20 protein-coding genes and 1 pseudogene are annotated in these 23,733 nt (G+C 74.4%); 12 read left to right on the forward strand and 9 right to left on the reverse strand.

Translation table 11 applies throughout. From position 1 onward, the window contains the following. Nucleotides 1-54: 54 nt before the first annotated feature. Nucleotides 55-1,962 (reverse strand): sigma-70 family RNA polymerase sigma factor, encoded by a 1,908-nt coding sequence (locus tag KSE_RS05220; RefSeq protein WP_014134228.1) that lies wholly within the window; start codon nt 1,960-1,962, stop codon nt 55-57. A 452-nt stretch (nt 1,963-2,414) separates the two neighbouring features. Here KSE_RS05220 and KSE_RS05225 point away from each other — a divergent pair, with 452 nt between their 5' ends. The 3 genes from KSE_RS05225 (at nt 2,415) to KSE_RS05235 (ending at nt 7,013) form a co-directional block, all read left to right on the forward strand. Further along, nucleotides 2,415-3,404, forward strand: coding sequence for a hypothetical protein (locus tag KSE_RS05225; protein ID WP_014134229.1), 990 nt, complete (start codon nt 2,415-2,417; stop codon nt 3,402-3,404). Between the two features lie 313 nt (nt 3,405-3,717). Further along, nucleotides 3,718-5,343: an ABC-F family ATP-binding cassette domain-containing protein gene (locus KSE_RS05230; RefSeq protein ID WP_014134230.1), complete on the forward strand. Its 1,626-nt coding sequence runs from the start codon at nt 3,718-3,720 to the stop codon at nt 5,341-5,343. Next, entirely contained in the window at nt 5,340-7,013 is a 1,674-nt protein-coding gene (locus KSE_RS05235; RefSeq protein ID WP_014134231.1) for an ABC-F family ATP-binding cassette domain-containing protein, read from the forward strand. The genes KSE_RS05230 and KSE_RS05235 overlap by 4 nt, the downstream gene beginning before the upstream one ends. An 86-nt stretch (nt 7,014-7,099) precedes the next feature. Here KSE_RS05235 and KSE_RS05240 read toward each other — a convergent pair whose 3' ends face one another. The 3 genes from KSE_RS05240 to KSE_RS05250 all read right to left on the reverse strand — a co-directional run bounded on the left by KSE_RS05240 (nt 7,100) and on the right by KSE_RS05250 (nt 10,879). After that, nucleotides 7,100-9,649 carry a discoidin domain-containing protein gene (locus KSE_RS05240; RefSeq protein ID WP_014134232.1) on the reverse strand — a complete coding sequence of 850 codons (2,550 nt, stop codon included), beginning with the start codon at nt 9,647-9,649 and terminating at the stop codon, nt 7,100-7,102. A gap of 390 nt (nt 9,650-10,039) precedes the next feature. Then, on the reverse strand, nt 10,040-10,291 hold the full coding sequence (locus tag KSE_RS05245) for a hypothetical protein (protein WP_014134233.1): 252 nt from the start codon (nt 10,289-10,291) through the stop codon (nt 10,040-10,042). 90 nt (nt 10,292-10,381) lie between these two features. After that, on the reverse strand, nt 10,382-10,879 hold the full coding sequence (locus tag KSE_RS05250; protein ID WP_014134234.1) for a GNAT family N-acetyltransferase: 498 nt from the start codon (nt 10,877-10,879) through the stop codon (nt 10,382-10,384). A 117-nt stretch (nt 10,880-10,996) separates the two neighbouring features. Here KSE_RS05250 and KSE_RS05255 point away from each other — a divergent pair, with 117 nt between their 5' ends. Further along, entirely contained in the window at nt 10,997-11,467 is a 471-nt protein-coding gene (locus tag KSE_RS05255) for a cation:proton antiporter regulatory subunit (protein ID WP_033257839.1), read from the forward strand. Nucleotides 11,468-11,471: 4 nt separating this feature from the next. Continuing rightward, nucleotides 11,472-12,683 carry a cation:proton antiporter gene (locus KSE_RS05260; protein ID WP_014134236.1) on the forward strand — a complete coding sequence of 404 codons (1,212 nt, stop codon included), beginning with the start codon at nt 11,472-11,474 and terminating at the stop codon, nt 12,681-12,683. Nucleotides 12,684-12,794: 111 nt separating this feature from the next. Here KSE_RS05260 and KSE_RS05265 read toward each other — a convergent pair whose 3' ends face one another. From KSE_RS05265 to KSE_RS05275, 3 genes are all read right to left on the reverse strand, one after another. After that, nucleotides 12,795-13,685, reverse strand: coding sequence for a class I SAM-dependent methyltransferase (locus KSE_RS05265; protein ID WP_014134237.1), 891 nt, complete (start codon nt 13,683-13,685; stop codon nt 12,795-12,797). A 106-nt stretch (nt 13,686-13,791) separates the two neighbouring features. Further along, complete coding sequence (locus tag KSE_RS05270) at nt 13,792-14,169, reverse strand: hypothetical protein (protein ID WP_014134238.1); 378 nt, start codon at nt 14,167-14,169, stop codon at nt 13,792-13,794. Nucleotides 14,170-14,273: 104 nt separating this feature from the next. Next, a complete protein-coding gene (locus tag KSE_RS05275) occupies nt 14,274-15,263 on the reverse strand; it encodes an endonuclease/exonuclease/phosphatase family protein (protein ID WP_014134239.1) in 990 nt (329 codons plus the stop codon). Nucleotides 15,264-15,566: 303 nt separating this feature from the next. On the opposite strand from KSE_RS05275, the gene KSE_RS05280 reads away from it, so the two are divergent. Then, the gene (locus tag KSE_RS05280; protein ID WP_014134240.1) at nt 15,567-17,651 is read left to right on the forward strand and encodes a prolyl oligopeptidase family serine peptidase; all 2,085 of its coding nucleotides are present in this window, start codon (nt 15,567-15,569) and stop codon (nt 17,649-17,651) included. Nucleotides 17,652-18,043: 392 nt separating this feature from the next. Here KSE_RS05280 and KSE_RS44245 read toward each other — a convergent pair. Then, a pseudogene (locus tag KSE_RS44245) lies at nt 18,044-18,180 on the reverse strand (flavodoxin family protein); the annotation flags it as partial. Nucleotides 18,181-18,403: 223 nt separating this feature from the next. Between KSE_RS44245 and KSE_RS05285 the strand changes: the two are divergent. From KSE_RS05285 to KSE_RS05300, 4 genes are all read left to right on the forward strand, one after another. Then, on the forward strand, nt 18,404-18,658 hold the full coding sequence (locus KSE_RS05285) for a type II toxin-antitoxin system Phd/YefM family antitoxin (RefSeq protein WP_014134241.1): 255 nt from the start codon (nt 18,404-18,406) through the stop codon (nt 18,656-18,658). After that, nucleotides 18,655-18,903, forward strand: a complete 249-nt coding sequence (locus KSE_RS05290; RefSeq protein WP_014134242.1) for a type II toxin-antitoxin system RelE family toxin — start codon at nt 18,655-18,657, stop codon at nt 18,901-18,903. The genes KSE_RS05285 and KSE_RS05290 overlap by 4 nt, the downstream gene beginning before the upstream one ends. A gap of 509 nt (nt 18,904-19,412) precedes the next feature. Next, on the forward strand, nt 19,413-19,907 hold the full coding sequence (locus tag KSE_RS05295; protein ID WP_033257840.1) for a glutathione peroxidase: 495 nt from the start codon (nt 19,413-19,415) through the stop codon (nt 19,905-19,907). Between the two features lie 124 nt (nt 19,908-20,031). Beyond that, nucleotides 20,032-20,616, forward strand: a complete 585-nt coding sequence (locus KSE_RS05300) for an isochorismatase family protein (RefSeq protein ID WP_014134244.1) — start codon at nt 20,032-20,034, stop codon at nt 20,614-20,616. Nucleotides 20,617-20,651: 35 nt separating this feature from the next. On the opposite strand, the gene KSE_RS05305 is transcribed toward KSE_RS05300, so the two are convergent. Beyond that, nucleotides 20,652-20,933, reverse strand: a complete 282-nt coding sequence (locus tag KSE_RS05305) for a hypothetical protein (RefSeq protein WP_231873121.1) — start codon at nt 20,931-20,933, stop codon at nt 20,652-20,654. Between the two features lie 156 nt (nt 20,934-21,089). On the opposite strand from KSE_RS05305, the gene KSE_RS05310 reads away from it, so the two are divergent. After that, nucleotides 21,090-21,512, forward strand: coding sequence for a YkvA family protein (locus tag KSE_RS05310; protein ID WP_014134246.1), 423 nt, complete (start codon nt 21,090-21,092; stop codon nt 21,510-21,512). Nucleotides 21,513-21,651: 139 nt separating this feature from the next. Beyond that, nucleotides 21,652-23,730: a glycosyl hydrolase family 28-related protein gene (locus KSE_RS05315; protein WP_014134247.1), complete on the forward strand. Its 2,079-nt coding sequence runs from the start codon at nt 21,652-21,654 to the stop codon at nt 23,728-23,730. The last annotated feature ends 3 nt before the right edge of the window (nt 23,731-23,733 follow it).

The raw sequence follows: 23,733 nt of genomic DNA on the forward strand, positions 1-23,733 counted from the left end.
CGGTCGGCTCCATTGTCCGGTGTCGGCGGGGAACCGGGAGGGCTGGTCCGGGGATCAGCGGGCGGCCTGGTAGGCGCGGCCGGCGGCGGTCGGGGTCCGGCCGTCGGTGAACAGGCCGCTGCTGGGCTTCGCCGGGTCCGCGCCGAGGCCGAACCAGGCGTAGCGCTGGAGGTAGGGCAGCGCGTCGAGGGCCTTGGCGGAGGCGGTGACGAAGGCGGCCTGCTGGTCCGCGGTGGGAAAGCGGACGCCCTGGGAGAAGTCGATCAGCGCGTACTCGGTGAGCCAGATCGGCTTGTGGTAGCGCCGGTAGACCGCGTCCAGGTAGGCGGTCAGCTGCTGGACGGCCTGCGGGGTGCGGAAGTCGCCGCCGTACCAGTGCAGCGCGATGAAGTCGACCCGGCAGCCCTGCGCGGCGGCGCCCGCCATGAACCGGTCCAGCCAGCCGCCGGGCGTGTCGGCCCCGTACGCGACGGCCGGGCTGCCCAGCGCCTGCCCGGTCCGCATCAGCTGCGGCCACAGGCTCAGCGCCCGCTCGACCGTCAGGTTCGACTGCGCGGCCATGTCCGGCTCGTTGAAGCCCAGCAGGTAGGGGCCGTTGGCCCGGGCCTGGGCGAGCGCGGCGTCGGTGACCGCGTCCGCGCCCCACACCATCGGGACGAACGACGCCCCCGCCGGCGTGCTGATCCCCGGGTGCTGCGTCGACCAGGTGTAGTACCAGCCCGCCCCCGACGCCGCGAGCGCCTGGCTCACCCCGTCGAACTGCCACACCCCGACCCCCTTGCGCACGGACGCGACCACCCCGTCCGACGGCGTCGGCGCGGCGACGACGGGCGCGGCCGACACGGCGGACGGCGACGGCGAGACCGAAGCGGGCACCGACGCGGGCACCGAAGCGGGCACCGACGCGGGCACCGAGGACACCGCCCCGGACGCGGACGGACCCGGCGGGACGGCCGCCCCCTCCGGCGTCGGCAGCGCGACGGGCGCGACGGGCGCGACAGGGGCGACGGTGCCGACCGCCGGGACGGCCGGCTGCCCCGGCGTCAGCTCGGCACCCACCAGGACGGCGACGGCCGCCAGCGCCACCGCCGCACCGCCGAGCACCGGCTTGGCGAGCACCGCCCGCACCCCACCGGACACCCCGCCGCCGCCCCGGAAGGCGGCCACGATCCGGGCCGGGTCGAGGTGCGGCGGGACGGCCAACAGCGGCAGGCCGTAAAGGAGTTGTTCGGCGGGGAGCAGTCCGGTCTGTTCCTCGGTGCAGCGCGGGCAGTCGCGGACGTGCCGGGCGAGGCGTTTGCGCCAGAGCGGGCCGGGGGTGCCGTCCCAGCCGGTGGTGGCGGCGGCAAGGCCGGGGCAGCGGGGTTCGGCGGCGAGGGCGCGGACCAGCAGGCGGGAGAGTTCGAGCTGCTTCTTCATCCGGCCGGTCCGGACAGCGGTGTGGCCGGCGCTGAGGCCGAGGGCGGCGACCAGGTCGGACTGGTCGAGTTCGCCGGTCTCCTTGAGCCACCACAGGGCGAGCAGTTCGCGGTCGTCGGGGTCGAGCCAGCGGGTGGCTTCGGCGGTCTCGCGGCGCTGGGCGGTGAGTCCGAGGCGCAGGATGGTCAGGCCGGCGAAGTCGAGGGCGGGGTCGGGGATCGCCTCGGCGTCCTCCAGCGGGGCGGAGCGGTGGAGGGCGGCGGCCCGGTCGGACTGCCGGGTGCGGACCTGCCGGACGGCGATGGCGACCAGCCAGGAGCGGAAGGCGGCGGGGTCCCGCAGGTCGGGCAGGCCGCGGAGGGTGCGCAACAGCGTCTCCTGTACGACGTCGTCGGTGTCGGCGTGGCCGTTCAGCGCGCGTCCGACGATGTTGTAGACCAGTGGCAGGCTCTGGGCCACCAGTTCCTCCAGCGCGCGCCGGTCGCCGTCCCGGGCCGCCGTCACCGTCGCGGGGTCGGGTCCACTGCGTCTGGTCTGCGGCATGGGCGTGTTCCTCTGGGTGCGGCGGCGGTGTGCTCCGTTCCGGAGACCGTCCGCGGGGGTGGCCGCCAACAGAAATTTCCGGCCCGGCGCGGAATTTCCGTTATCCGGGGCGTCGGACGGGGTCTCCGATACGTGCGCACCCGGGTGCGCGCACCGACGGAGGAGGGAACGACACCATGGCACGCGACCGCCGACCCGCCGCCGGCACCCCCTGATCCCGGCGCACGGGCGTCCCCCACCGCCCGTGCGCCCTCCCGCCCCTGCCGGGTCCGGGCCCCTCCCCGGCGGCCCCACCCCGACCCGGCAGGGCACCCGTCGGGCACCGCGCCCTCCCCCCTGCCCGGGGCGCGGTGCCCGACCCCGTTCCCCGCTCCACCCCCCGAAGCGGCTCCGCTCCCGACCGGACGGAAAAGCGGCGGCGCACGGCGTCCGGCCCGGCCTAGGGTCTCCCCGTGACCAGGACCACGCCGCCGCGCCCGCTCGATGTCGAGGCGCTCTTCCCGGAGTTGGCCGCCCATCGGGGCACCACCACCCGGCTGCATCCGCGTCCGGGCCGTCCGACGGTGGCGGAGAGTTCGGTGGGCGGGCCGCTGCTGTGGCCGGCGGACGAGCCGTGGCCGGTGTGCGGCGCGTTCCACGGGGTCGGGGAGGGGCTGCGGCCGGCGGACGTCCGGCACTGCCGGCGGATGCTGGCGGACCTCGCGGACCGGCCCCGTAGCGCGCGGGCGCTGGCGCGTTTCGAGGAGTTGGGCCGTCGGCACCGGCTGCCCGATCCGCTGGCGCCGGTCCCGATGATCGCGCTGGCCCAGTTGTACCGGCGCGACGTGCCGGACCTGCGGCCGGGGCCGGACGGCTGCGACCTGCTGCAGGTGCTGTGGTGCCCGTTCCGCACGCACGGCCCGCACGGGTACGGGTCGGAGCTGCTGCTGCGCTGGCGCCGGTCGGCGGAGGTCGGGCGGGTGCTGCGGACCCGGCCGGAGCCGCTGGTGGTCGACACCGACCGGCTGCTGCCGCGGCCGTGCGTGCTGCACCCGGAGCAGGTGGCGACGTACCGGTTCGCCGGGCTGCTGCCGGCGGGGTTGTGCGCCCGGCTGGACGCCTGGGACGAGGCGAACGAGGCGGCGGCGCGGGCGGCCGGCGTCGAGGCGGTCGGCTACCAGTACGACCTGTCGATCCCGCCGGGTTGGCGGGCGGGCGGTTTCGCGTCCTGGCACGCCACCGACCCGTACCCGGTGGACTGCGGGGTCTGCGGGGCGGCGATGGAGCTGCTGTTGACCGTCGACAGCTCGGAGTGGGACGGCGGCAGCCGCAGTTGGCGGCCGCTGGAGGACCGGGACCGGGGGGCGTGCCCGACCGGGGTGGAGGTGGGCCGGTTCGGCGAGTTGAACGTCTTCGCCTGCCCGGCCGATCCGGCGCACCCGCACCGCTGGTGCCTCCAGTAGCACCGCCGGGGCGCCTGTTACAGTCGGAGGTGGCGCAACGGGTGCGCACACGTGCCGCGGTCATCGCGGGCGGCACGGGAAGTCGCGGACAGCGCAGGTATCGCGGGCATCGCGTGGAAGAGGGACAGACGTGGCGGGTGACGACGACATCTCCGGGTGAGACCCGGTTCTGACGGCCACCGGGCCGGCGCACAGGAGCGCTGCCGGAGTGGTCCGTCTCGTCGTCCCCTTTTCCCCTTCCCCCACCGTTCTTCGGGCGGCGGCGGCCGGTCCCGGCTCCCGCCCGCCCGTCCGCATCCTTCGAGGTCTCATCGTGTCCGACGTCGCCGTCGTCTGTTCCCGCATGTCCTTCTCCTGGCCGGACGACACTCCGGTCTTCCGTGACCTGTCGTTCAGCGTGCCGCCGGGCCGGACCGGCCTGGTCGCGCCGAACGGTTCCGGCAAGTCGACCCTGTTGCGGTTGATCGCCGGTGAACTCAAGCCCACCGAGGGCTCGTTGAGCGTCTCGGGGACGCTCGGGTACCTGCCGCAGAGCCTGCCGCTGACAGCGGGGCTGAGCGTCGCGCAGGTGCTGGGGGTCGACGCGGTGATCCGGGCGCTGGACGCCGTCGAGTCGGGGGACGTCGCGGAGGAGCACTTCGCGGTGATCGGCGACGACTGGGACGTCGAGGAGCGCACCCGCGCCCAGCTCGACCGGCTCGGCCTGGGCGGCCTCGCCCTGGACCGGACCCTGGGCACGCTGAGCGGCGGCCAGGTGGTCTCGCTCGGCCTGGCGGCCCAACTGCTGCGCCGCCCGGACGTGTTGCTGCTGGACGAGCCGACCAACAACCTGGACTCGGCGGCCCGGAGCCGCCTGTACGACGTCCTCGCCGAGTTCAACGGCTCTCTTCTGCTGGTCAGCCACGACCGCGCGCTGCTGGACCGGATGGAGCGGATCGCCGAGCTGGACGGCGGCGAACTACGGCTGTACGGCGGTGACTTCACGGCGTACCAGGAGACGGTCCGGGCCGAGCGGGAGGTCGCGGAGCGCAACGTCCGCAACGCCGAGCAGCACCTGAAGCGGGAGAAGCGCGAGTTGCAGCAGGCCCGCGAGCGGGCCGACCGGCGGGCGGGCAACGCGGCGCGGAACCTGAAGAGCGCCGGCCTGCCGAAGATCTTCGCCGGCACCATGAAGCGCGGCGCGCAGGAGTCCGCGGGCCGGGCGGGGCAGGTGCACGCGGCCCGGGTGGACGAGGCGCGGGCCCGGCTGGACGAGGCGGGGCGGGCGGTGCGCGAGGAGCAGCGGTTGAGCCTGGAGCTGCCGGACACGCACGTCCCGGCGGGGCGGACGCTGTTCCAGGGCGAGGGGATGCGGGCGGTCCTCGGCGGCGCGGAGGTGTTCGGGCCCGGCGGGGTGGACCTGACCGTCCGGGGACCGGAGCGGATCGCGCTGACCGGGCCGAACGGCGCCGGGAAGAGCACCCTGCTGCGGCTGATCGGTGGCGATCTGCCGCTCGCGGGCGGGGAGTTGCGGCGCGGCGAGGGCCGGGTGGCGTACCTGTCGCAGCGGCTGGACCTGCTGGACGGGGAGCGTTCGGTGGCGGAGAACTTCGCCCGTTTCGCGCCGGAGCGGCCGGAGGCGGAGCGGATGAACCTGCTGGCCCGCTTCCTGTTCCGGGGCGCGGGGGCGCACCTGCCGGTACGGGTGCTGTCGGGCGGCGAGCGGCTGCGGGCGACGCTGGCGTGCGTGCTGTACGCCGAGCCGGCGCCGCGGCTGCTGCTGCTCGACGAGCCGACCAACAACCTGGACCTGGTGGGCGTGGGCCAGTTGGAGAGCGCGCTGGAGGCGTACCGGGGCGCGTTCGTGGTGGTCAGCCACGACGAGCGGTTCCTGGCGGAGATCGGGGTCGGACGCCGACTGCTGCTGGCGGACGGGCAGTTGGCGGAGGTGGCGGCGTGACGGCGCTGGTCGCGCACGAGGTGGTCCGGGTACTGGGCGGCCGCCGGGTGCTGGACGGGCTGTCGCTGACGGCCGCGCCGGGCCGCCGGATCGGCCTGATCGGCGAGAACGGCTGCGGCAAGTCGACGCTGCTGCGGGTGCTGGCGGGGGTCGACGAGCCGGACGCGGGGAGTGTCACCCGGCCTTCCGAACTCGGCTTCCTGCACCAGGAGTTGCCGTTCGAGGCCGGGGCGACGGTCGGCGCGGTGCTGGCCGGGGCGCTGCGCGAGGCCCGGGCCGATCTCGCCGAACTGGAGCGCCTGGGCGCCGAGATGGCCGCCCTGCCGGATCAGCACCCGGCGCTGGACGGCCTGTTGGCGGAGTACGGGCGCCGATTGGAGCTGGCCGAGGCCCGGGGCTCCTGGGACGCCGACCGCCGGGCCGCCCTGGCCCTGGACGGCCTGGGCCTGTCCGGCCTCGGAGCGGAGCGTGCCCTCGGTTCGCTCTCCGGCGGGCAGCGCGGCCGGCTGGCGTTGGCGGCGCTGCTGGTGCGCCGGCCGGCGGCGGTCCTGCTGGACGAGCCGACCAACCACCTGGACGACGCCGCGGCCGCCTTCCTGGAGGCCCAACTGCTCGCGCTGCCGGGCGCGGTGGTGGTCGCCAGCCATGACCGGGCGTTCCTGGAGGCGGTCTGCACCGACCTGGTCGACCTGGATCCGGCGGCGGACGGTCCGGTGCGCTTCGGCGGCGGCTACCTCGCCTACCTCTCCGCGCGGCGGGCCGCCCGGGCCCGCTGGGAGCGCCGGTACGCCGAGGAACAGCAGGAGTCGGAGCGGCTGCGGCACGCGGCGGGGGTGACCGCGCACCGGGTGGCCCCGGACCGGGGGCGCACCGACAACGAGAAGATGGGGTACGGACACCGGGCGGGCCGGGTGCAGCAGCAGGTCTCCCGCCGGGTGCGCGACGCGTCCCGGCGGCTCGACGAGTTGGAGCGCGCGCGGGTCGCCGAGCCGCCCGTCCCGCTGCGCTTCACCCCGCCGTCTCCGCCGTCTCCGGTGGAGGCGGTGGAGGCGGTGGAGGCGGTGGAGACGGTGGAGGCGGTGGAGACGGTGGAGCCGGGCCCGCTGCTCGTCCTGCGGGAGGCCGGCGTGCCGGGGCGGCTGGCCCCGGTCTCGCTGGAACTCACTGCGGGCGACCGGCTGTTGGTGACCGGCGGGAACGGGACGGGCAAGTCGACGCTGCTCGCGGTGCTGGCCGGGCGGTTGGCGGCGGACGGCGTGGCGTGGCGGCAACCCGGCCTGACGGTCGGCCTGTTGGAGCAGGACACGGTGTTCGCCCGTCCGGACCGCACCGCCCGCGCCACCTACGCGCGGGCCCTGGGGCCGGACGCGGCGGAGCGGGTGCCGCTGTCGGCGCTGGGCCTGCTGGCGGCGGCCGACCTGGACCGCCCGGTCGGCGCGCTGTCGGTGGGCCAGCGCCGCCGGCTCGCGCTGGCGCTGCTGGTGGCCCGCCCGCCCCGGCTGCTCCTGCTGGACGAGCCGACCAACCACCTCTCGCCGCTGCTGTGCGACGAGTTGGAGGAGGCGATCGGCACGGACGGCCCGGGTGCGGTGGTGCTGGCGGGGCACGACCGCTGGCTGCGCCGCCGTTGGCGGGGACGGGAGTTGGCGCTGGGCGGGGCCCGGGAGTGACGGGCGGCGGCCACCGCCCCCGGGCGTGGGGACGGTGGCCGCCGGTCTCGGTGCCGGTCGCGGTGCCGGTCTCGGCTCCCGGGTGGTTACGGGTAGGAGACCAGGTTGGACGGGACGGTCCCGGTGCCGGAGGTGCCGGCGCCGGTGTTGTTGACCACGTGCAGGAACTGGCCGTTGCCGCCGAGCGAGTTGACCAGGACGTCGTGCAGCTTGACGCCGGGCGCGTTCGGGACCTCGAAGCCGTGGTCCATCACGATGGTCGGGTCGACGTTGAAGTAGCAGTAGCTGCCCAGGCCCCAGCCCTCGTGGGTGGTGACGTTGTCCTCGACCTTGTAGGCGGCGTAGCCCTTGGTGGCGCCGTTCTGGATCGCGGCCTGGTTGGGCGCGTCGTACGCCTTCTCGTTCTGGAAGAAGATCGTCCGGCCGCCGTTGCCCTTCCACCACACGTCGTACTTGTTGAAGTGCTCGACGAACAGGCCGGTGGCGAGGACGTCGTTGCCGTTGACGACGAAGCCGTAGTCGGAGCGGTTGCTCTCCCAGCCGACGCCCGCGCCGTGGTCGGCGCGCCAGATCCAGGTGTGGTCGACGATGGTGTTGTTGCTGTTGATCACCATGCCGTTGGTGGCCTTGCCGGCGGTGACGCCGCCGACCCGGACGAAGACGTCCTGGATGACGGTCGGGTCGGCGGCGTGGTTGGCGCCGGGGGTGTCGTTGCCGACCTGGAGCAGGGCCGGGGAGTTGACGGTGCCGGCGTCCAGCAGCAGGCCGGAGACCTTGACGCCGTCGACGTCGGCGACCTTGATCGCGGTGACGCCGTTGTCCGGGATGACGGTGGCGAGGCCGAGGCCGAGCACCACGGTGTCCGGGCGGGTGATGTTGATGGTCTGGTCGACGTGGTAGACGCCGGGGGTGAAGAGCAGGTTGAGGCCCTGGGCGAGCGCCTGGTTGATGCCGGCGGCGGTGGCGCCGTCCTTCACCACGTAGAACTGGCTGAGCGGCAGCGAGCTGCCCTGCGGGGTGCCGTTGCCCCAGGAGGTGCCGCGGGCGTTGGTGCGCTTGGCGGGCACGAACACCTTGTAGGCGTTGCCGTCCAGGTACAGGAACGGCTTCTCCTGCGAGGTGGGCGTGGTGTCGAGCGTGGTGTACGGCGGGTTCGGGAAGCCCTGGGCGGGCGCGCCCTGGACGCCGGAGAAGGTCTGGTTCCAGACGCCGTTGGAGAAGCCGCCGATCGAGCTGTCGCGGGTGTACCACTGCTGCTGCGAGTAGTTGCCGACCTGGCCGTCGATCTTCGAGTCGGCGATGTAGCCGCCCGAGGCCCAGCCGTAACCGGCGGGGGCCAGGTTGAGGCCGCCCTCGACGTGCATCCGGCGGAACGGCGCGGCCTGCGAGACGGCCCAGCGGTCGGTGCCGCTGACCGGCTTGAGGTGCAGGTTCTCGGCGGAGCGCCAGAAGTTCTGGGTGGCGTTGCCGTTGAACCAGCCCGCGTCGACGGTGACGTCGCCGTTGAAGGTGGTGTCGTCCGGGTTCAGGCCGAGGCCGGCGATCGAGGTGTAGAAGCCGATCTGGGCGTTGATGTTGTTGTACGTGCCGGGCTTGAAGAGCAGCGCGTAGCGCTCGGTGCCGAACTGGTTCGACTCCTGCTTCTTGAAGACGTCGTCGACCGTGGCCTGGATGTTCGGCGTGGACGGGTCGAAGACCAGCACGTTCGGGCCGAGGTCGCCGCCGCCCTGCACCGGCGGGACGGTCGAGCCGCCGCCTGCGGTGTGCACGCCCAGCTCCCAGAGGGAGTAGCCGTAGCCGGTGCCGCGCTGGGTGCCGTACATCCGGACGTAGCGGCCGGAGCCGGAGACGCTGAGCGTCTCGGTGCCGCCGGCGCCGGTGGTGGTGGAGTAGACCGTCGCCCAGGTGGTGCCGTCGTTGGACGTCTGGATCTGGTACGCCTTGCCGTAGGCGGACTCCCACCTGAGGTCGACCTGGCAGAGCTGCTGCACGGTGCCGAGGTCGACCTGCAGCCACTGCGGGTCGGCGGCGGCCGAGGACCAGCGGGTGCCGGTGTTGCCGTCGACGGCGGCGGACGCCGGGGTGCCGCCGTTCTCGGTGGACGAGGCGGTGGCGGCCTTGCCCTGCGCGGCGTTGTCCGTGGAGCAGGTCGGGGCGGTGCTCCCGAACGAGCCGTACACCTGGAACTCCCAGAGGGAGTAGCCGTAGCCGGTGCCGCGGGTGATGCCGTTCATCCGGACGTAGCGGCCGGAGCCGGAGACGTTCAGCACCTCGGTGCCGCCGGAGCCGGTGGTGGTGGAGTAGACCGTGGTCCAGGTGGTGCCGTCCGCGGACGTCTGGATCTGGTACGCCTTGCCGTACGCGGTCTCCCAGTTGAGCTGCACCTTGCTGATGCTCGCGACGGAACCCAGGTCGACCTGCAGCCACTGCTGGTCCGAGGCGGCCGAGGACCAGCGGGTGCCGAGGTCGCCGTCGACGGCGGCGGTGGCCGGGGTGCCGCCGTTCTCGCTCGACGAGGCGGTGACGGCCTTGCCCTGCGAGATCACCGAGTCCGCGGCCTGCGCGGTGCCCGGGACCATCGTGACGACACCCGCGACGAGGGCCGCGGCGGCGAGGACGGCAGGCGTCCGGCGCATGGGGGCACCGGAGGGGGGAGGGGTGAGCCGCATTGGCTCCTCCTGCTGTGAGCGGTGGGTGGGGTGGGGTGGGGAAAACTCTGGAGAGCGCTCTCCTAACGGAGTCTCATGGCAGGCCGCATCGGGCGTCAAGTCTTCTGTGGGGACGACTTGAAACCTGGGCTTCACCTGGAGGAAACGCCGCCGCATCAGGTTAGTTCATGGCGAGAGAAAAGTAGAGACCCTGACGGCAAGATCTCCGTCCCGCCGGATCGCAACGGGAGAGCGCTCTCCCGTCGCAGCGTCAGCGCGGACATCCACACGCGCTGGGGGAGGAAACCGGCCGGACACTCGGGCCGGAAGGGGAACGACGGCGCGACAGCACGACGGCGTCGTGCCCGCCGCGCCCGGTCAGGCGGGGAGCCAGACCAGGCGCAGCACGTCGATGGTGCGCTCGTCGGGGTCGACGAACAGTTCGGCGGTGACGGTCGGGGCGAGGACGACGCTGCGCAGGTCGCCCCACTCGTCGACCGGGGTGCCGGCGCGGTCGTCGAGGAGCACCAGGACGGCGTTGACGAGGGCGAACAGGTCGCCGTCGGCCTTGGAGATCTCGACCAGGGTGTGGGCGGGCTGGTCCTGCAGCCAGATCCGCCACCCGCTCACGCGACGGCTCCCGGCCGGTCGGCCCCGGCGGGGTCGCAGAGCGTCCGCATCGTGTCCTCCAACATCCGCCCGCCGACTGGTACTTCGAGGCTAGCGCAGCGCGGCGCCGCCATCGGCCGAAGCCGGAACAGGAGCCGGAGCCGAAGCAGGAGCCGGAGCCGGCCCCAGTTCCCACTCGCCGACCAGGTCGGTGCCGCTGGTCTCGCCCGTCCGCCGGAAGCCGAGGCCCAGGTAGAAGCCCTCGGGACCGTCGGGGCCCGGGCGCCAGGTGACGGTCATCCGGGTCCCGCCGCGGCGGCGGATCTCGTCGGCCACCGCCCGCACCGCGAACCGGCCGTAGCCGCGGCCCTGTTCGCCGGCCGCGATGTTGAGCCGCCACAGGCCGGAGCGGAGGTCGGTGCCGCTGCCGTCCCCCTTGAAGTCGATGTCGAGGAACGCCATCAGGAACCCGACCGCCCGCTCCCCGTCGACGATCAGCCGCGGCCACGCCACCCCGGGACGCACGTACGCCTCGGCGAGGGATTCCACCACGGGCCTCACCAGGTGCTCCTGCCCGGGCCCGACCGGGCGGGACGTGGGAAATGTCACCCTTTTGACGATCCCTTTACCTTCGATTGACCTTTCGGGCCCGGTCCCCTCTCTGAAAAGGTGGTGCGAGCCAACCACAGCCCGTGTCCGAAGGGATCCCCCGTGCCCGTCTCACGCATGCAATCGACCCCGCTGCCCGGCATCGGCGTGCAGTACGACCTGACCACCCGAGAACACCAGCACCTGTCGGTGATCGCGCACCGGGACGGCACCCGGACCCTGAACACCTACCGCCGTGAGGACCCGGACGCGTGCGCGCACTCGCTGCGGCTGACGGAGGGTGAGTCGGCGGCGCTGGTGGACGCGCTGACGCCGTCCCACCACAGCCCGAACGTGCTGCACACCTCCGGTCTCGGGCTGGTCGCCGAGCGGGTCGAGCTGTCCGGTTCCTCGTTCTGGAACGGGCGCGCGCTGGGCGAGACCCGGATGCGCACCGACACGGGCGTGTCGATCGTCGCGGTGCTGCGCCGGACCGGCGCCGTTCCCTCCCCCGCGCCGGACTTCCGGCTGGCCGGCGGGGACACCCTGATCCTGATCGGCACCCGCGAAGGCGTGGACGCCGCCGCCGCGATCCTCGGAAGGGAGTGAACGCTTGCACACCGCCACGATCTTCATCGAGCTCGGCGCGATCATCCTCACCCTGGGGCTGCTCGGGCGCATAGGCTCCCGCTACGGCCTCTCCCCCATCCCGCTGTACCTGCTCGGCGGCCTCGCGTTCGGCCAGGGCGGGCTGCTGCCGCTGAGCGCCAGCGAGGAGTTCGTCGCCACCGGCGCCGAGATCGGCGTGGTCCTGCTGCTGCTGATGCTCGGCCTGGAGTACACGGCCGCCGACCTGGTCACCAACCTGAAGAGCCAGTACCCGGCCGGGATGGTGGACTTCGCCTTCAACGCGCTGCCCGGCGCGGCGATGGCGCTGCTGCTGGGCTGGGGCCCGGTCGCCGCCGTCGTGCTGGCCGGCGTCACCTGGATCTCCTCGTCCGGCGTGATCGCGAAGGTGCTCGGCGACCTGGGGCGGCTGGGCAACCGGGAGACGCCGGTGATCCTGAGCATCCTGGTGCTGGAGGACCTGGCGATGGCGGTCTACCTGCCGATCCTGACCGCCCTGCTGGCCGGGGCCGGGCTGCTGGTCGGCAGCGTCACCCTCGCCGTCGCGCTGGCGACGGCCGGCGCGGTCCTCTTCGTCGCGCTCCGGTACGGGCGGCTGATCTCCCGGTTCGTCTCGCACGACGACCCGGAGAAGCTGCTGCTGGTGGTGCTCGGCCTGACCCTGCTGGTCGCGGGCATCGCGCAGCAGTTGCAGGTGTCGGCGGCGGTCGGCGCGTTCCTGGTCGGCATCGCGCTGTCCGGGGAGGCCGCGGAGGGCGCGCACACCCTGCTCAGCCCGCTGCGCGACCTGTTCGCCGCCGTGTTCTTCGTCTTCTTCGGCCTGAACACCAACCCGGCCAGCATCCCGCCGGTGCTGCTGCCCGCCCTGGCGCTGGCCGTCACCACCGCCCTCACCAAGATCGCCACCGGCTACTGGGCCGCCCGCCGGGCCGGCATCGCCGCCAAGGGCCGCTGGCGGGCGGGCGGCGCGCTGGTCGCCCGCGGCGAGTTCTCGATCGTGATCGCCGGCTTGGCCGTCGCCGCCGGCATCGAGCCCTCGCTCGGCCCGCTGGCCACCGCGTACGTCCTGCTGCTGGTCGTCATCGGCCCGCTCGCCGCCCGCTGGACCGAGCCGCTCGCCGCCCGCCTGACCCGGCGCGGCCCGGCCCCGGCCGCCGAGCCGCAGCCGCTCCCCGAGGAGCCCGGCGTCCGGGTCTGACGCCCGCCCCGTACTCCCCTGGCGCACCGCGAAACCGGCGGTGCGCCAGGGGAGTTCGCGTTCCGGGCCCGGGCCGGGTGCCCGCCGCGCGCCGGACCACCGGGCTCCCGGTCATCCGGCGCCGTCGGCGGCCGCCTTCACCGCCACCGCGACCCGGCCGGAGCGGAGCGAGGAGCGGGCGGTGGCGGGGGTGCCGAGGCCGCGGGCGAGGGTGAGCAGGTCGTGGTCGGCGGTGACGCGCAGGCCGTGGTCGGCGAGCAGGGCGGCCATCCGTCCGGGTCTCCAGAGCGAGCGCCAGGGTTCGCCGGCGGTGGCCGGGTCGCCGAGCAGCCGGGTGAGGCGGCGTCCGGCGGTCGCCTTCAGCGAGGGCGCCTGGTAGTTGAGGACGAGCGCGCTGCCGGGGGCGGTGCGCGCGGCGAGGGCGGCGAGGGTGTCGCGGACCTGGTCGCGGGTCAGGTAGGGGACGACGCCCTCCCAGAGCCAGCTGGTGGGCGCGGACGGGTCGTGGCCGGCGGCGGCGAGCGCGGCGCCGAGGTCGTCGGTGGCGAAGTCGACGGCGGTGAAGCGCACCGAGCGGGCGGCGGGGTCGGCCCCGGCGGCGGCCAGCCGGTCGCGCTTGTCGCGTTGCGAGGCGGGGTGGTCGACCTCCCAGACGTCGGTGCCGGCGAGGGCGTCGAGCCGCCAGGCGCGGGTGTCCAGTCCGGCGCCCAGGATGACGAGTTGGCCGGCCGGGCGGTCGCGCAGCGCCTCGTCGATCGCGACCGTCCGGGGCACCGCGACCTCGGCGCAAGCCCGGACGCTCTCGTAGCCGGCGCGCTCCCGCCAGCCCTCCGGCGGCCGGCCGGCCCGGACCTCCGCGACCACGGCCCGCTCGCCGTCCCGCAGCAGCCGCCCGGCCACCGGGTCGGCGAACCGCCCCGCCCCGAGCCGCCCGTCCGCGGCCGCCCGCCCCTGGCAGACCAGTACCGCCGTCCGGCTCGCCGCGCGCCCGTTCCCGTCCATGCGCCCCATTGAACACCCCGCCGAACACCCCGCTGAACACCCCGGTGAACGCCCCGCCCCCGGCGGTCGGGCCGGGGGCGGGGCGGACGGGGACGGGCGGGTTCGGTCAGGCGTCGGAGTAGCTGAGGTCGCCGACCGACCAGGCGCTGATGTCGGCGATGGCGATCCGGTACATGCCGCCGGTGTGCGGGAGCCCGAAGTCGCCCTGCAGGATCCGGGCCCGGTGCAGGTGCAGGTGGGTGGGCGGTTCGGGGGAGCCGCCGGGCGGGGGCGGCGGCGGGGGCGTGGCGAAGAGGGCGGCGAACGGTTTCAGGTGGTCCGAGGACTGGAGGACGTCCGCCACCCGCTCCCACCACAGGGCCACCGGGGCGAGCCGCCCGGTGATCACCGCTCCCGGTACCACCACTGTCACGGACATCTGGTTGCTGTGCTCGGACTCCACCATCGCGGCGATGTCGACGAGCAGCCCGTCAGGGTTCGACATGCCTCCGAGCCTAGGCCACACCCCGCCCTCCTGGGGACCCTCCGCCCCGACCGGGGCGAACTCGCCCCCCGGGCCCCGGCGGCGCCGTGGCGGCTGCCCGGCCGTCAGAGGGTCGCGGCGACGGTGAGCAGTTCCGCCTCGTGGTCGGAGAAGCCGGTGTCCACCCGGTCGCAGCCGTGCCGGGGCAGTGCGGTGAACAGGTAGTCCAGCTTGTGCCCGTTCTCGTGGGTGGCGGCGAAGCCGGAACGCTGCTCCGGCGCCTGCTGGGCGCACTCCCGGACGGTGTCGAAGTAGGCGGCGGGCCAGATCCAGGCGTCCCGGCGGTCCGATCCCGGCGGCGAGGAGTTCAGGTCGCCGCCGAACACCGAGCCGGCCGTACCCGGCACCGCGGCCGTACCGGCGGCGAGCAGCGCCGCCAACTGGTCGTCCCGGAACTCCGCGGCGCGGTCCGACCGGTCGGTGGGCGGCAGCGAGAGGTGCGCGACGCACAGCCGCAGGCCGGCACCGGGCGCGGCGGCCGGAGAGGCGCCGGACGCGGCGGACGTGCCGGTCGCGGTCCTGGTCGCCGCGCACAGGATGCCGCGGTGCAGACCGCGCTCGGACTGGGGCGCCACGACCGGGGAGACGTCCGCGAGCGGGGCCGCCGCCAGGATGCCGATACCGGCGTCGCCGCGGCCGTCGCCGCAGTCCACCGGGGTCGCGCCGCCCGCGCCGTCCACCTGCTCGTACGGCTGGAAGGCGAGCTGCCAGTCGGCGCCGAGCTCGGCCCTGGCCCGCTCCAGGTCGCCCCGGCAGGCTTCCTCCAGCAGCAGGGCCCGCGCCCCGTGGTCCTTCACCAGCGAGCGCAGCGCCCCGACCTTCTGCTCCCCGCCGCCGTACTTGCCGCACCCCCAGGCGGCCTCCCCGCACATGTTCCAGGTCGCCACCGTCAGCCGGGGCCCCGCCGTCGGGCCGCCCACCCCGACCACCGCCCCCGCACCGTGCCGCACCGCGGGCACCAGGCCCAGCAACAGCACCCCCGCCACCGCGCCCAGGGCCAGCCGCAGCCGACGGTGCGGGCGCGGCCCCGAGAGACTGCTGTAGTAGGGCGGCACGCAATCCCCCTGAACGCTGAACGCTGACGCCGCCCAGCATAACTTTGCCGCCGAACCGCCCCGGGCCTGCGCCCCGGGCCCGGTCCCGACGGGCCGACCGCGCCCCGACCCCGCGCCCCGGCCCCTCCCCCGAGCCCGCGCCACGGTCCCCCCGGATGGCCGGGAAAGGGCGCATCGGCCCGGTGGTGCGGGACCGACGGAGGTTACTCGTGCGCGGTGGCCGGGACGTCTGCTTGGATTGGGGGCCGTTTTATCCCGGACAACTTCCCGGGGCCGTGCGCCGGCCCGTGAGAGAGGCATCTGATGGTCAGGCTGACGCTGCCCGTGGAGGTCCCCCCGACGCGCCGCGCCCCCGAGGGCGGTTACACGCTGCACGGTCGGCACTACGAGGACCCGTACGTCTGGCTGGAGCGGCTCGACGACACCGAGACGGTCGACTGGATCGCCGCCCAGGAGAGCGTCACCCGCACCGTGCTCGACGGCGTCCCCGGCCGCGACGGTCTGCGCGCCGCCGTCGCCCGTTCCGCTCGTCACGCGCGGCTGTCCCCGCCGATCCCCGCGGGCCGGGACGGGCGCACCTTCCGCTGGCAGGCCGGTGCCGACGACGAGAAGTCCGCCCTGGTGATGCACCGCTCGGCCGGCTCCCCCGCGGAGACCGTGCTCGACCCGGGCGCCTGGCCGGCCGGCGACGTCCTGGTGTTCGCCGAGCCGTCCCCCGACGGCGCCCTGGTGGCGTTCGGCCGGGCCGGCGGCGGCACGCACGGCGCGGTGATCCGCGTCCTCGACGTCGAGACCGGCCGGCTGCTGCCCGACCGTCCGCGAGGCACCGACCACGGCTCGGTGGCCTGGCGACCCGATTCGTCCGGGTTCTTCTACACCGCCCGCCCGGAGCCCGGCGAGGTCCCGCCCGGCGAGGCGGCCTACTGGCACGCCGTCCACGAGCACCGGATCGGCTCGGCCGCCCCGGCCCGCAAGGTCTTCGGGGACGATCGCGACAAGGACCGCTGGTGCACCGTGCGCACCAGCGAGTGCGGCCGGTACGCCGTCATCACCGTGTGGGACTTCGTGCACGCCAACGACGTCACCCTGCTGCGCCTGGCCGACGGCGAGCTGATCCCGGTGGCCACCGGAATGCGGTCGGTCAACCAGGTGCAGGTCATCGACGACTCGGTCCTGGTGTGGACCGACCTCGACGCGCCGCGCGGACGCCTGTGCCGTGCGCCCCTCGCCGACCCGACCTCCTGGCACACGCTCATCCCGGAGGGCCCGGACATCCTGCAGACCGTCACCGGGATCGGCGGCCGCCTCTACGCCGTCTACTCGCACGCCGCCTCGCACCGGGTGGCCGTGCACGCCGAGGACGGCAGCCACCTGCGGGACCTCGCGCTCCCGTCCCTCGGCACGGTCAACCGGAACGAGGGGGAGGGCGTCGTCAGCGGGGTCACCGGCTCGTGGCACGGCGATGACGTGTGGGTGGCCTTCACCTCGTTCGTGCAGCCGCCGTCGGTCTACACGTACCACTACGCCCACGACCGCCTGGAGCCCTACCACGTACCGGACGCCGGCCTCGACCCGGCCGCGTACACCACCCGACAGGTCTGGTACGAGTCGGCCGACGGCACCCCCGTGTCGATGTTCCTCGTCCACCGCGCCGACCTGCCGCGCGACGGACGGCGACCGGTCCGGCTCAGCGGCTACGGCGGCTTCAACATCCCCGTGGAACCGCGCTTCTCGGCCGTCAACGCCGCCTGGCTCCGACTCGGCGGAGTGCTGGCCTACGCCAACATCCGCGGCGGCGGCGAGTACGGCCGCGACTGGCACCAGGCCGCCGTCGGCACACGACGCCAGAACGCCTTCGACGACTACGTCGCCGCCGCCCGCCACCTGGTCGCCACCGGATGGACCGCCCCCGACCGGATCGCCTCGCGCGGCAACAGCAACGGCGGTCTGCTGGTGGCCGTCACCGCACTGCAGGCACCCGAAGCGTTCGGCGCCGTCTACTGCCGCGCACCCCTGCTCGACATGCTGCGCTTCCCCGCCTTCCCCAACCTCAGCGGCACCACCGTCGAATACGGCTCGCCGGACGACCCCGACGAGTGCGCCTACCTCGCCGCCTACTCCCCCTACCACAACGTGCGCCCCGATCGCCGCTACCCGGTGATGGCGATCGTCTCCGCACTCAACGACCGCACCGTACCGCCGCACGACCCGCTCAAGATGATCGCCGCCCTCCAAACCGACGCCCCCCAGGGCGGCCCCTACCTCCTGGTACCACTGCGCGACTCCGGCCACAGCGGAGGAACCACCCGGTCGGCCCTCATCGAACAGGACGTCGACGAACTGAGCTTCCTCTGCTGGACGCTCGGCATCCCGGCGCAGCCAGAATGACCGGTGCCAGACCAGCCGGAGACGCCCCCCGCCCCTGAAACACCGGGCACCCGCCCGCCGCCACCTCGCGACCGGTGCCCACGCCAGGACACCGCGACGTCCTTCCCGTGCTCCGGCGGGACAACCGGCCGCGCCACCACCCTCCCCGGCACCGGATTCCCGGACCACCCGCGCGTGGCACCTGCCACCGACGCGGACGGGCGCCCTGGCCGGGGGGCGGCCGGTGAGCGTGTCCGCCGGCCGCCGAGCGCAGCAGATGCGCGAGGAGTCGAGGAGTCCCTGCCGACCCGGATGGACCTCGCCCCGACCCGCCGAAAGCCGGCCGCTGCGGGCGGCGGAGAAGCGCCCGACTCCCGGGCGGTACCGACCCAACTCACCTACCAGCGCGCCACATCCTTCAGCATCCGCGCCAGGTGCAACCGGTTCCACGTCATGAACGTGGCGCTCCGATCGGTGAAGTCGTCTCCGTCTTGCCCCAGCCCGCGTCCGCCTGCGACGGAACGACGTACCCCGGGTGCTGCAGGCTGTAAGGGGCCATCCCCGCCCGCGCGGGGATGGCCCCAACGGTGGGCCGCGGGCATCTTGGCGTCCGAGCTGCTCCCCGCGCCCGCGGGGTCGGTCCCGCGTCTGAACCGAGCGCGTCAGCAGTCGACTGGCTCGCCCTGCTTTCGGGGGCGGCCCAGTCCTCGGGCACCACAGGCCCGTACTGCGATATTCCGCGCGGAAGTGCGCACTACTGATAGATTCGACACATGGACACCTACCCGATCACCGAGGCCCGCAACAAGCTCGGGGCCCTGGCGCGGCAGGTCAGCGCCGAACAGAAGCACATCGCCCTCTCGGACCGGGGCCAGACCATGGCCGTCCTGATCAGCCCGGCCGAGCTGGAGGAACTGGAGTACCACCGGGCCGCCGCCGAGTACCTGGCGCGCAAGGCCCGCGGCGAGACCGGGCCGGCCGTTCCCCACGACGAGGCCCGCCGCCGGGTCCTCGGAGAGGCCTCGTGACCTACCGCATCGTCTGGGAGCCCGAGGCCCTGGCCGTGGCGCAGAAGTACGCCGCCGGCGACCGGGCCGGGATCGAGCAGGTCTTCCAGGCCGTCGACCTGCTCGCCGACAACCCCAGGCCGGCGGGCGCCTTCACGGTCGGGAGCAGCGGGATCTACCGGGTCCAGGTGGGCTTCTACCGCGTCCAGTACGAGGTCCACGACCAGACGGTCACCGTGACCGTGTTCCACCTCGGCCGGGCCTGACCACTCGACAACACCGGGGCCCGCAGGGACGACCCCTGCACCAGGGACCGCTACGGCTCGAAAGGGCCCCGCCCCCGCCCGCGCGGGGATGACCCCAGAGCGGGGTGCTTGTTGACGGGCCGCGACGCCGGCCGTCGCGCTGCCGCGTTCCGCGTTCGGGCAGTGCCTGCGGGGCGGCAGGGCCCGCGGACCGGCGCGCGGAGGCCGCGCGGGCGTCCCTCGCCACGGCTCTGACCGGACGGGGGCGCCGCCTCCTCTCGGGCGGCCCCGCCGACGTGTGGCGGGGCGCCGACGAAGCGGCCCGGGAACCCGGGCCGGTACGGACCCGCCCTCGCGGCGGCGTACCGCCTCGCCGTCGACGCGCTCGATGCCGACGGGCAGCCTGCGGCCGGGTTCCGCCGGCGCCCCCGGGCCCGCACCGCGTGTCCGGAACGCTCCGCCGGGGTGGGGTGGCGGGGTAGGTTCGGGGGCGTTGGCGTGTCGATTCAAGACGAAGGCAGGTGTGGGTCATGGCGGATTCGCTGTTCGAGCTCCCGATCCGGACGCTGGCGGGCGAGCCCTCCTCGTTGGAGGCGTACCGCGGCCGGGTGCTGCTGTTGGTGAACGTGGCGTCGAAGTGCGGGCTGACGCCGCAGTACGCGGGTCTGGAGCGCCTGCAGGAGAAGTACGGGGAGCGCGGGTTCACGGTGCTCGGGTTCCCGTGCAACCAGTTCCTGGGGCAGGAGCCGGGGTCGGCGGAGGAGATCCAGGAGTTCTGCTCGACCACGTACGGGGTGTCCTTCCCGCTGTTCGAGAAGATCGACGTGAACGGGGCGGGGCGGCACCCGCTGTACGCCCGGCTGACCGAGGCGGCGGACGCCACCGGTGAGGCGGGGGACGTGCAGTGGAACTTCGAGAAGTTCCTGGTGGCGGCGGACGGCGAGGTGGTCGGGCGGTTCCGGCCGCGGACCGAGCCGGAGTCGGCGGAGCTGGTGGCCGCGATCGAGGCGCAGCTGGCCGGCTGAGCCGGAGCGGGCCGAGCCCGAGCGGTCCGGGGCCCGGAGCGTCCGAACTGTACAGGTAACCTGCGCAGTGGAACTGGACGCTCCGGGCCCCGGGCCGTCCGCACGCCCGACGAAAGGCTCCGCCGTGCCGGTCACCGCGCTCGACCCGAACTCCGCGCTGGTCGTCATCGACCTGCAGCAGGGCGTTCTCGCCGCCCCCACCGCGCCGTACCCCGCCGCCGAGGTGCTGGGGCGGGCCGTCGAACTGGCCGGGGCGTTCCGGGCCGCGAAGCTGCCGGTGGTGCTGGTGCGGGTGTCCTTCGCGGCCGACGGCGGCGACGTGCCGCCCGGCCGGACCGAGCAGCAGCGGGGCGGTCGAGGTCCGGCCCGGCCGGAGGGCTGGGACCGGCTCGCGGCGGGGCTGGCCGAGCCGTCCGACCTGGTGGTGACCAAGCACAACTGGGGTGCGTTCCACGGCACCGACCTGGACGTGCAGTTGCGGCGCCGGGGCGTCACCCAGGTCGTGCTGGCGGGCATCGCGACCAGCATCGGCGTGGAGTCGACGGCGCGGGCCGCGCACGAGCACGGCTACCACGTGACGCTGGCGGTGGACGCGATGACCGACCTGGACGCGGAGGCGCACCGCACCAGCGTGCGCTGGATCTTCCCGCGGCTGGGCGAGACCGGCAGCACCGCGGAGGTCCTGGCGCTGCTGGCCGCGACCCGCTGAGCGTCCCGCGCACCGGAGCGGAGCGGAAGCCCGGCTCAGACCTCGCCGGGGTGCCAGGCGGGCCACTCCCAGGGGCGGTCGTCCCAGTGCACCCGGACGGGGTCGCGCGGGTCGAGGTCGGGGAAGTGGCGGTGCAGCTCGGGTTCGAACTCCTCGGGGGCGAGCGGCTTCCAGCCGGCGCCCTGGAAGTGGACCAGGCGGTAGCGGCTGTCGGTGCGGAACTCGGCGATCCGGACCAGGGGCTCTTCGGCGCCGCCGGTGGTGCCGCCGGGGCCGGCGCTGGTGCTGGGGCTGGTGCTGGGGTTGGGGCTCGTCATGCGGCCAGCATCGGCCGGGCCCGCGCGGTGCGCACGTCCGGGCGGCGTGTCCCTGGCGTGTCCCCGGCGTGTCACGGTCCGGTGCGAGGGCCCGGGAGCGCGGGCGCGCTCCCGTACCGTGGAGGGAGTCGGAGGCTGCGTCCCGGGAGGACCGCGATGGGCAGGGGCAAGGACGGCAAGAGCGGCAAGAGCGGCAAGGGCGTGGCCGGGCGGGTGCGCGGGCTGGACGGGGTCGCGGTGACCCGGTCGGCGTGGGGGCTGTACCGGGAGACCCGGCGGCCGGGCGCGCCGGGGCTGGCGGCGCGGCTGTGGGCGCTGCCGCGCCTGCTGCGGGACGTGCTGGCGGGGCGTTACCCGGGGGTGGGTCCGGGGAAGCTGGCCGCGCTGACGGTGGCGGTGGGGGTGTACCTGCTGAGCCCGATCGACGCGGTGCCGGACGTCATCCCGCTGCTGGGCTGGGGTGACGACACGGCGCTGCTGCTGTGGTTCCTGATGGGGCTGACCCGCGAGGCGGGGCGGTACGTGGAGTGGACGGCGGAGCGTGGGCGGGAGGCGGGGGCACCGGCCGTCGAGGGCTGATCGCATCGCAACGATTGACTTTTGGCTCGCAAGAATCTGACATCAGGAAGAAATTTCCGCGCAACGCTCTTGTGGCAGGGCCGGAGGCGCCCCTACTGTCGGCTCACCTCCACCACGCCTTCCAGAGAGCCGGTCCCCGATGCCTGCTGCCCCCGCCCTCCCCTCGCCCTCCTCCGCCCCGTCCCGTTCGGCCCGCTCGTCCCGTTCGGCCCGCGCCGGGGCGGTCGTGGTCGCCTCCGTGCTCGGGCTGGGGGTGGCGCTGTGCGCCCCGGCCGCGCAGGCCGCCTCGGCGGGCCCGGCCGGCGGCGCGGTGGTGACCCGGGCCGGGATCGATCCGGCGCTGACCGCGGGCCGCGGCGCCCGGGTGGACTTCCTGGAGCAGGAGGCGGAGCACGCGGCCACCACCGGCAGCGTGATCGCCGCCGACCGCACCGCGTACACGCTCGCCGCGGAGGCTTCGGGCCGCAGCGCGGTGAAGCTGGCCCCGGGGCAGTACGTGGAGTTCACGCTGCCCGCGGCCGCCAACGCGATCACCGTCCGCTACAGCCTGCCGGACGCCGAGAACGGCGGCGGGATCAGCGCGCCGCTGGACGTCACGGTCAACGGCAAGGACCGCCGGCAGCTCTCGGCGACCAGCCAGTACTCCTGGCTGTACAACCAGTACCCGTTCAGCAACGACCCGAAGGCCGGGCTGCTGCACCCGGACTGGTGGATCACCGAGTGCGGCTGCGTGCCCGCCGCGACCACCCCCGCGCCGACCGTGGCCACCCCGTTCCGGCCGGGCCACCTGTACGACGAGCAGCGGCTGCTGCTCGGCCGCACCTACCAGGCGGGCGACAAGGTCCGGATCGCGCTGCCCGCCGGGTCGAAGGCGCCGTGGGCGGCGATCGACCTGCTGGACTCGCAGCTGGTGGCCGCGCCGCACGTCGAGCCGAAGGCCGTCAACGTGCTGGCGCTCGGCGCGGACCCGACCGGGCGGCGCGACTCGGCGGACGCCATCGAGCGGGCGATCAGGCTGGCCAGGGCCGTGCACCTGCCGGTCTACCTGCCGCCGGGCGTGTTCCAGGTCAACCGGCACCTGGCGGTCGACGACGTGACGCTGATCGGCGCGGGCAGCTGGTACACCGTGCTCAAGGGCACCCAGCAGACCCTGGCCGCCCCCGCCCCGGACGGCAGCGTGCACACCGGCGTCGGCCTCTACGGCAAGGACGCGGCGCAGGGCGGCAGCCACGACGTGCACCTCTCCGGCTTCGCGATCGAGGGCGACGTCCGGGAGCGGATCGACACCGACCAGGTCAACGCCGTCGGCGGCGCGTTCAGCGACTCCAGCATCGAGGGCCTGTACCTGCACCACACCAAGGTCGGCATCTGGCTGGACGGCCCGATGAGGAACCTGCGGATCACCGGCAACCAGATCGCCGACCAGATCGCCGACGGCATCAACTTCCACACCGGCGTGACCGACTCGGTGATCCGCGACAACTTCCTGCGCAACACCGGCGACGACGGCATCGCGCTCTGGTCCGAGAAGACCGCGGACGCCCGGATCACCATCGACCACAACACCGTGCAGTCGCCGACCCTGGCCAACGCCATCGCCGTCTACGGCGGCACCGACACCACCGTCTCCGCCAACCTGGTCGCCGACCCGGTCCGCGAGGGCTCCGGCCTGCACGCCGGTTCGCGGTTCGGCGCCGAGCCGTTCGCCGGGTACCTGCACTTCACCGACAACACCACCGTGCGGGCCGGCGCCTACGAGCTGAACTGGAACATCGGCCTCGGCGCGATCTGGTTCGAGGTGCTGGACCGGGACATCGACGCCGACATCAAGGTCACCGGCGACCACTACCTGGACTCCACCTACAACGCGATCATGGCGGTCGCCGAGTGGGGCGTGAAGGACCGGTACAAGCTCGCCAACCTGGCGTTCAAGGACGTGCGGATCGACGGCACCGGCACCTCGGTGCTCAGCGCCCGCGTCGCCGGCTCGGCCGGCTTCGAGAACGTCACCGCCCGCAACGTCGGCGCCGTCGGCGTCAACAACTGCGGCACCTTCCACTTCACCCCGGCCGGCTCCGAGTTCACGGTCAACGACCTGGGCGGCAACTCCGGCGGCGGCACCACCGGCGCCTGGCTGGCGCCCTGGGAACTGCCCAACACCCTCACCTGCGACGACCGCCCGCCGGTGGTCGCCCCGCCGGCCCCGTCCGCGTGGTGACCC

Origin of the sequence: Kitasatospora setae KM-6054, assembly GCF_000269985.1 — a bacterium.
Classification (GTDB): Bacteria; Actinomycetota; Actinomycetes; order Streptomycetales; family Streptomycetaceae; genus Kitasatospora; species Kitasatospora setae.

Coding starts and splice junctions, on each gene's coding strand:
- KSE_RS05220 (WP_014134228.1), bottom strand. CDS start 1,962: ATGCCGCAGACCAGACGCAGTGGACCCGACCCCGCGACGGTGACGGCG.
- KSE_RS05240 (WP_014134232.1), bottom strand. CDS start 9,649: ATGCGCCGGACGCCTGCCGTCCTCGCCGCCGCGGCCCTCGTCGCGGGT.
- KSE_RS05255 (WP_033257839.1), top strand. CDS start 10,997: ATGCAATCGACCCCGCTGCCCGGCATCGGCGTGCAGTACGACCTGACC.
- KSE_RS05265 (WP_014134237.1), bottom strand. CDS start 13,685: ATGGACGGGAACGGGCGCGCGGCGAGCCGGACGGCGGTACTGGTCTGC.
- KSE_RS05270 (WP_014134238.1), bottom strand. CDS start 14,169: ATGTCGAACCCTGACGGGCTGCTCGTCGACATCGCCGCGATGGTGGAG.
- KSE_RS05280 (WP_014134240.1), top strand. CDS start 15,567: ATGGTCAGGCTGACGCTGCCCGTGGAGGTCCCCCCGACGCGCCGCGCC.
- KSE_RS05285 (WP_014134241.1), top strand. CDS start 18,404: ATGGACACCTACCCGATCACCGAGGCCCGCAACAAGCTCGGGGCCCTG.
- KSE_RS05295 (WP_033257840.1), top strand. CDS start 19,413: ATGGCGGATTCGCTGTTCGAGCTCCCGATCCGGACGCTGGCGGGCGAG.
- KSE_RS05305 (WP_231873121.1), bottom strand. CDS start 20,933: ATGACGAGCCCCAACCCCAGCACCAGCCCCAGCACCAGCGCCGGCCCC.
- KSE_RS05310 (WP_014134246.1), top strand. CDS start 21,090: ATGGGCAGGGGCAAGGACGGCAAGAGCGGCAAGAGCGGCAAGGGCGTG.
- KSE_RS05315 (WP_014134247.1), top strand. CDS start 21,652: ATGCCTGCTGCCCCCGCCCTCCCCTCGCCCTCCTCCGCCCCGTCCCGT.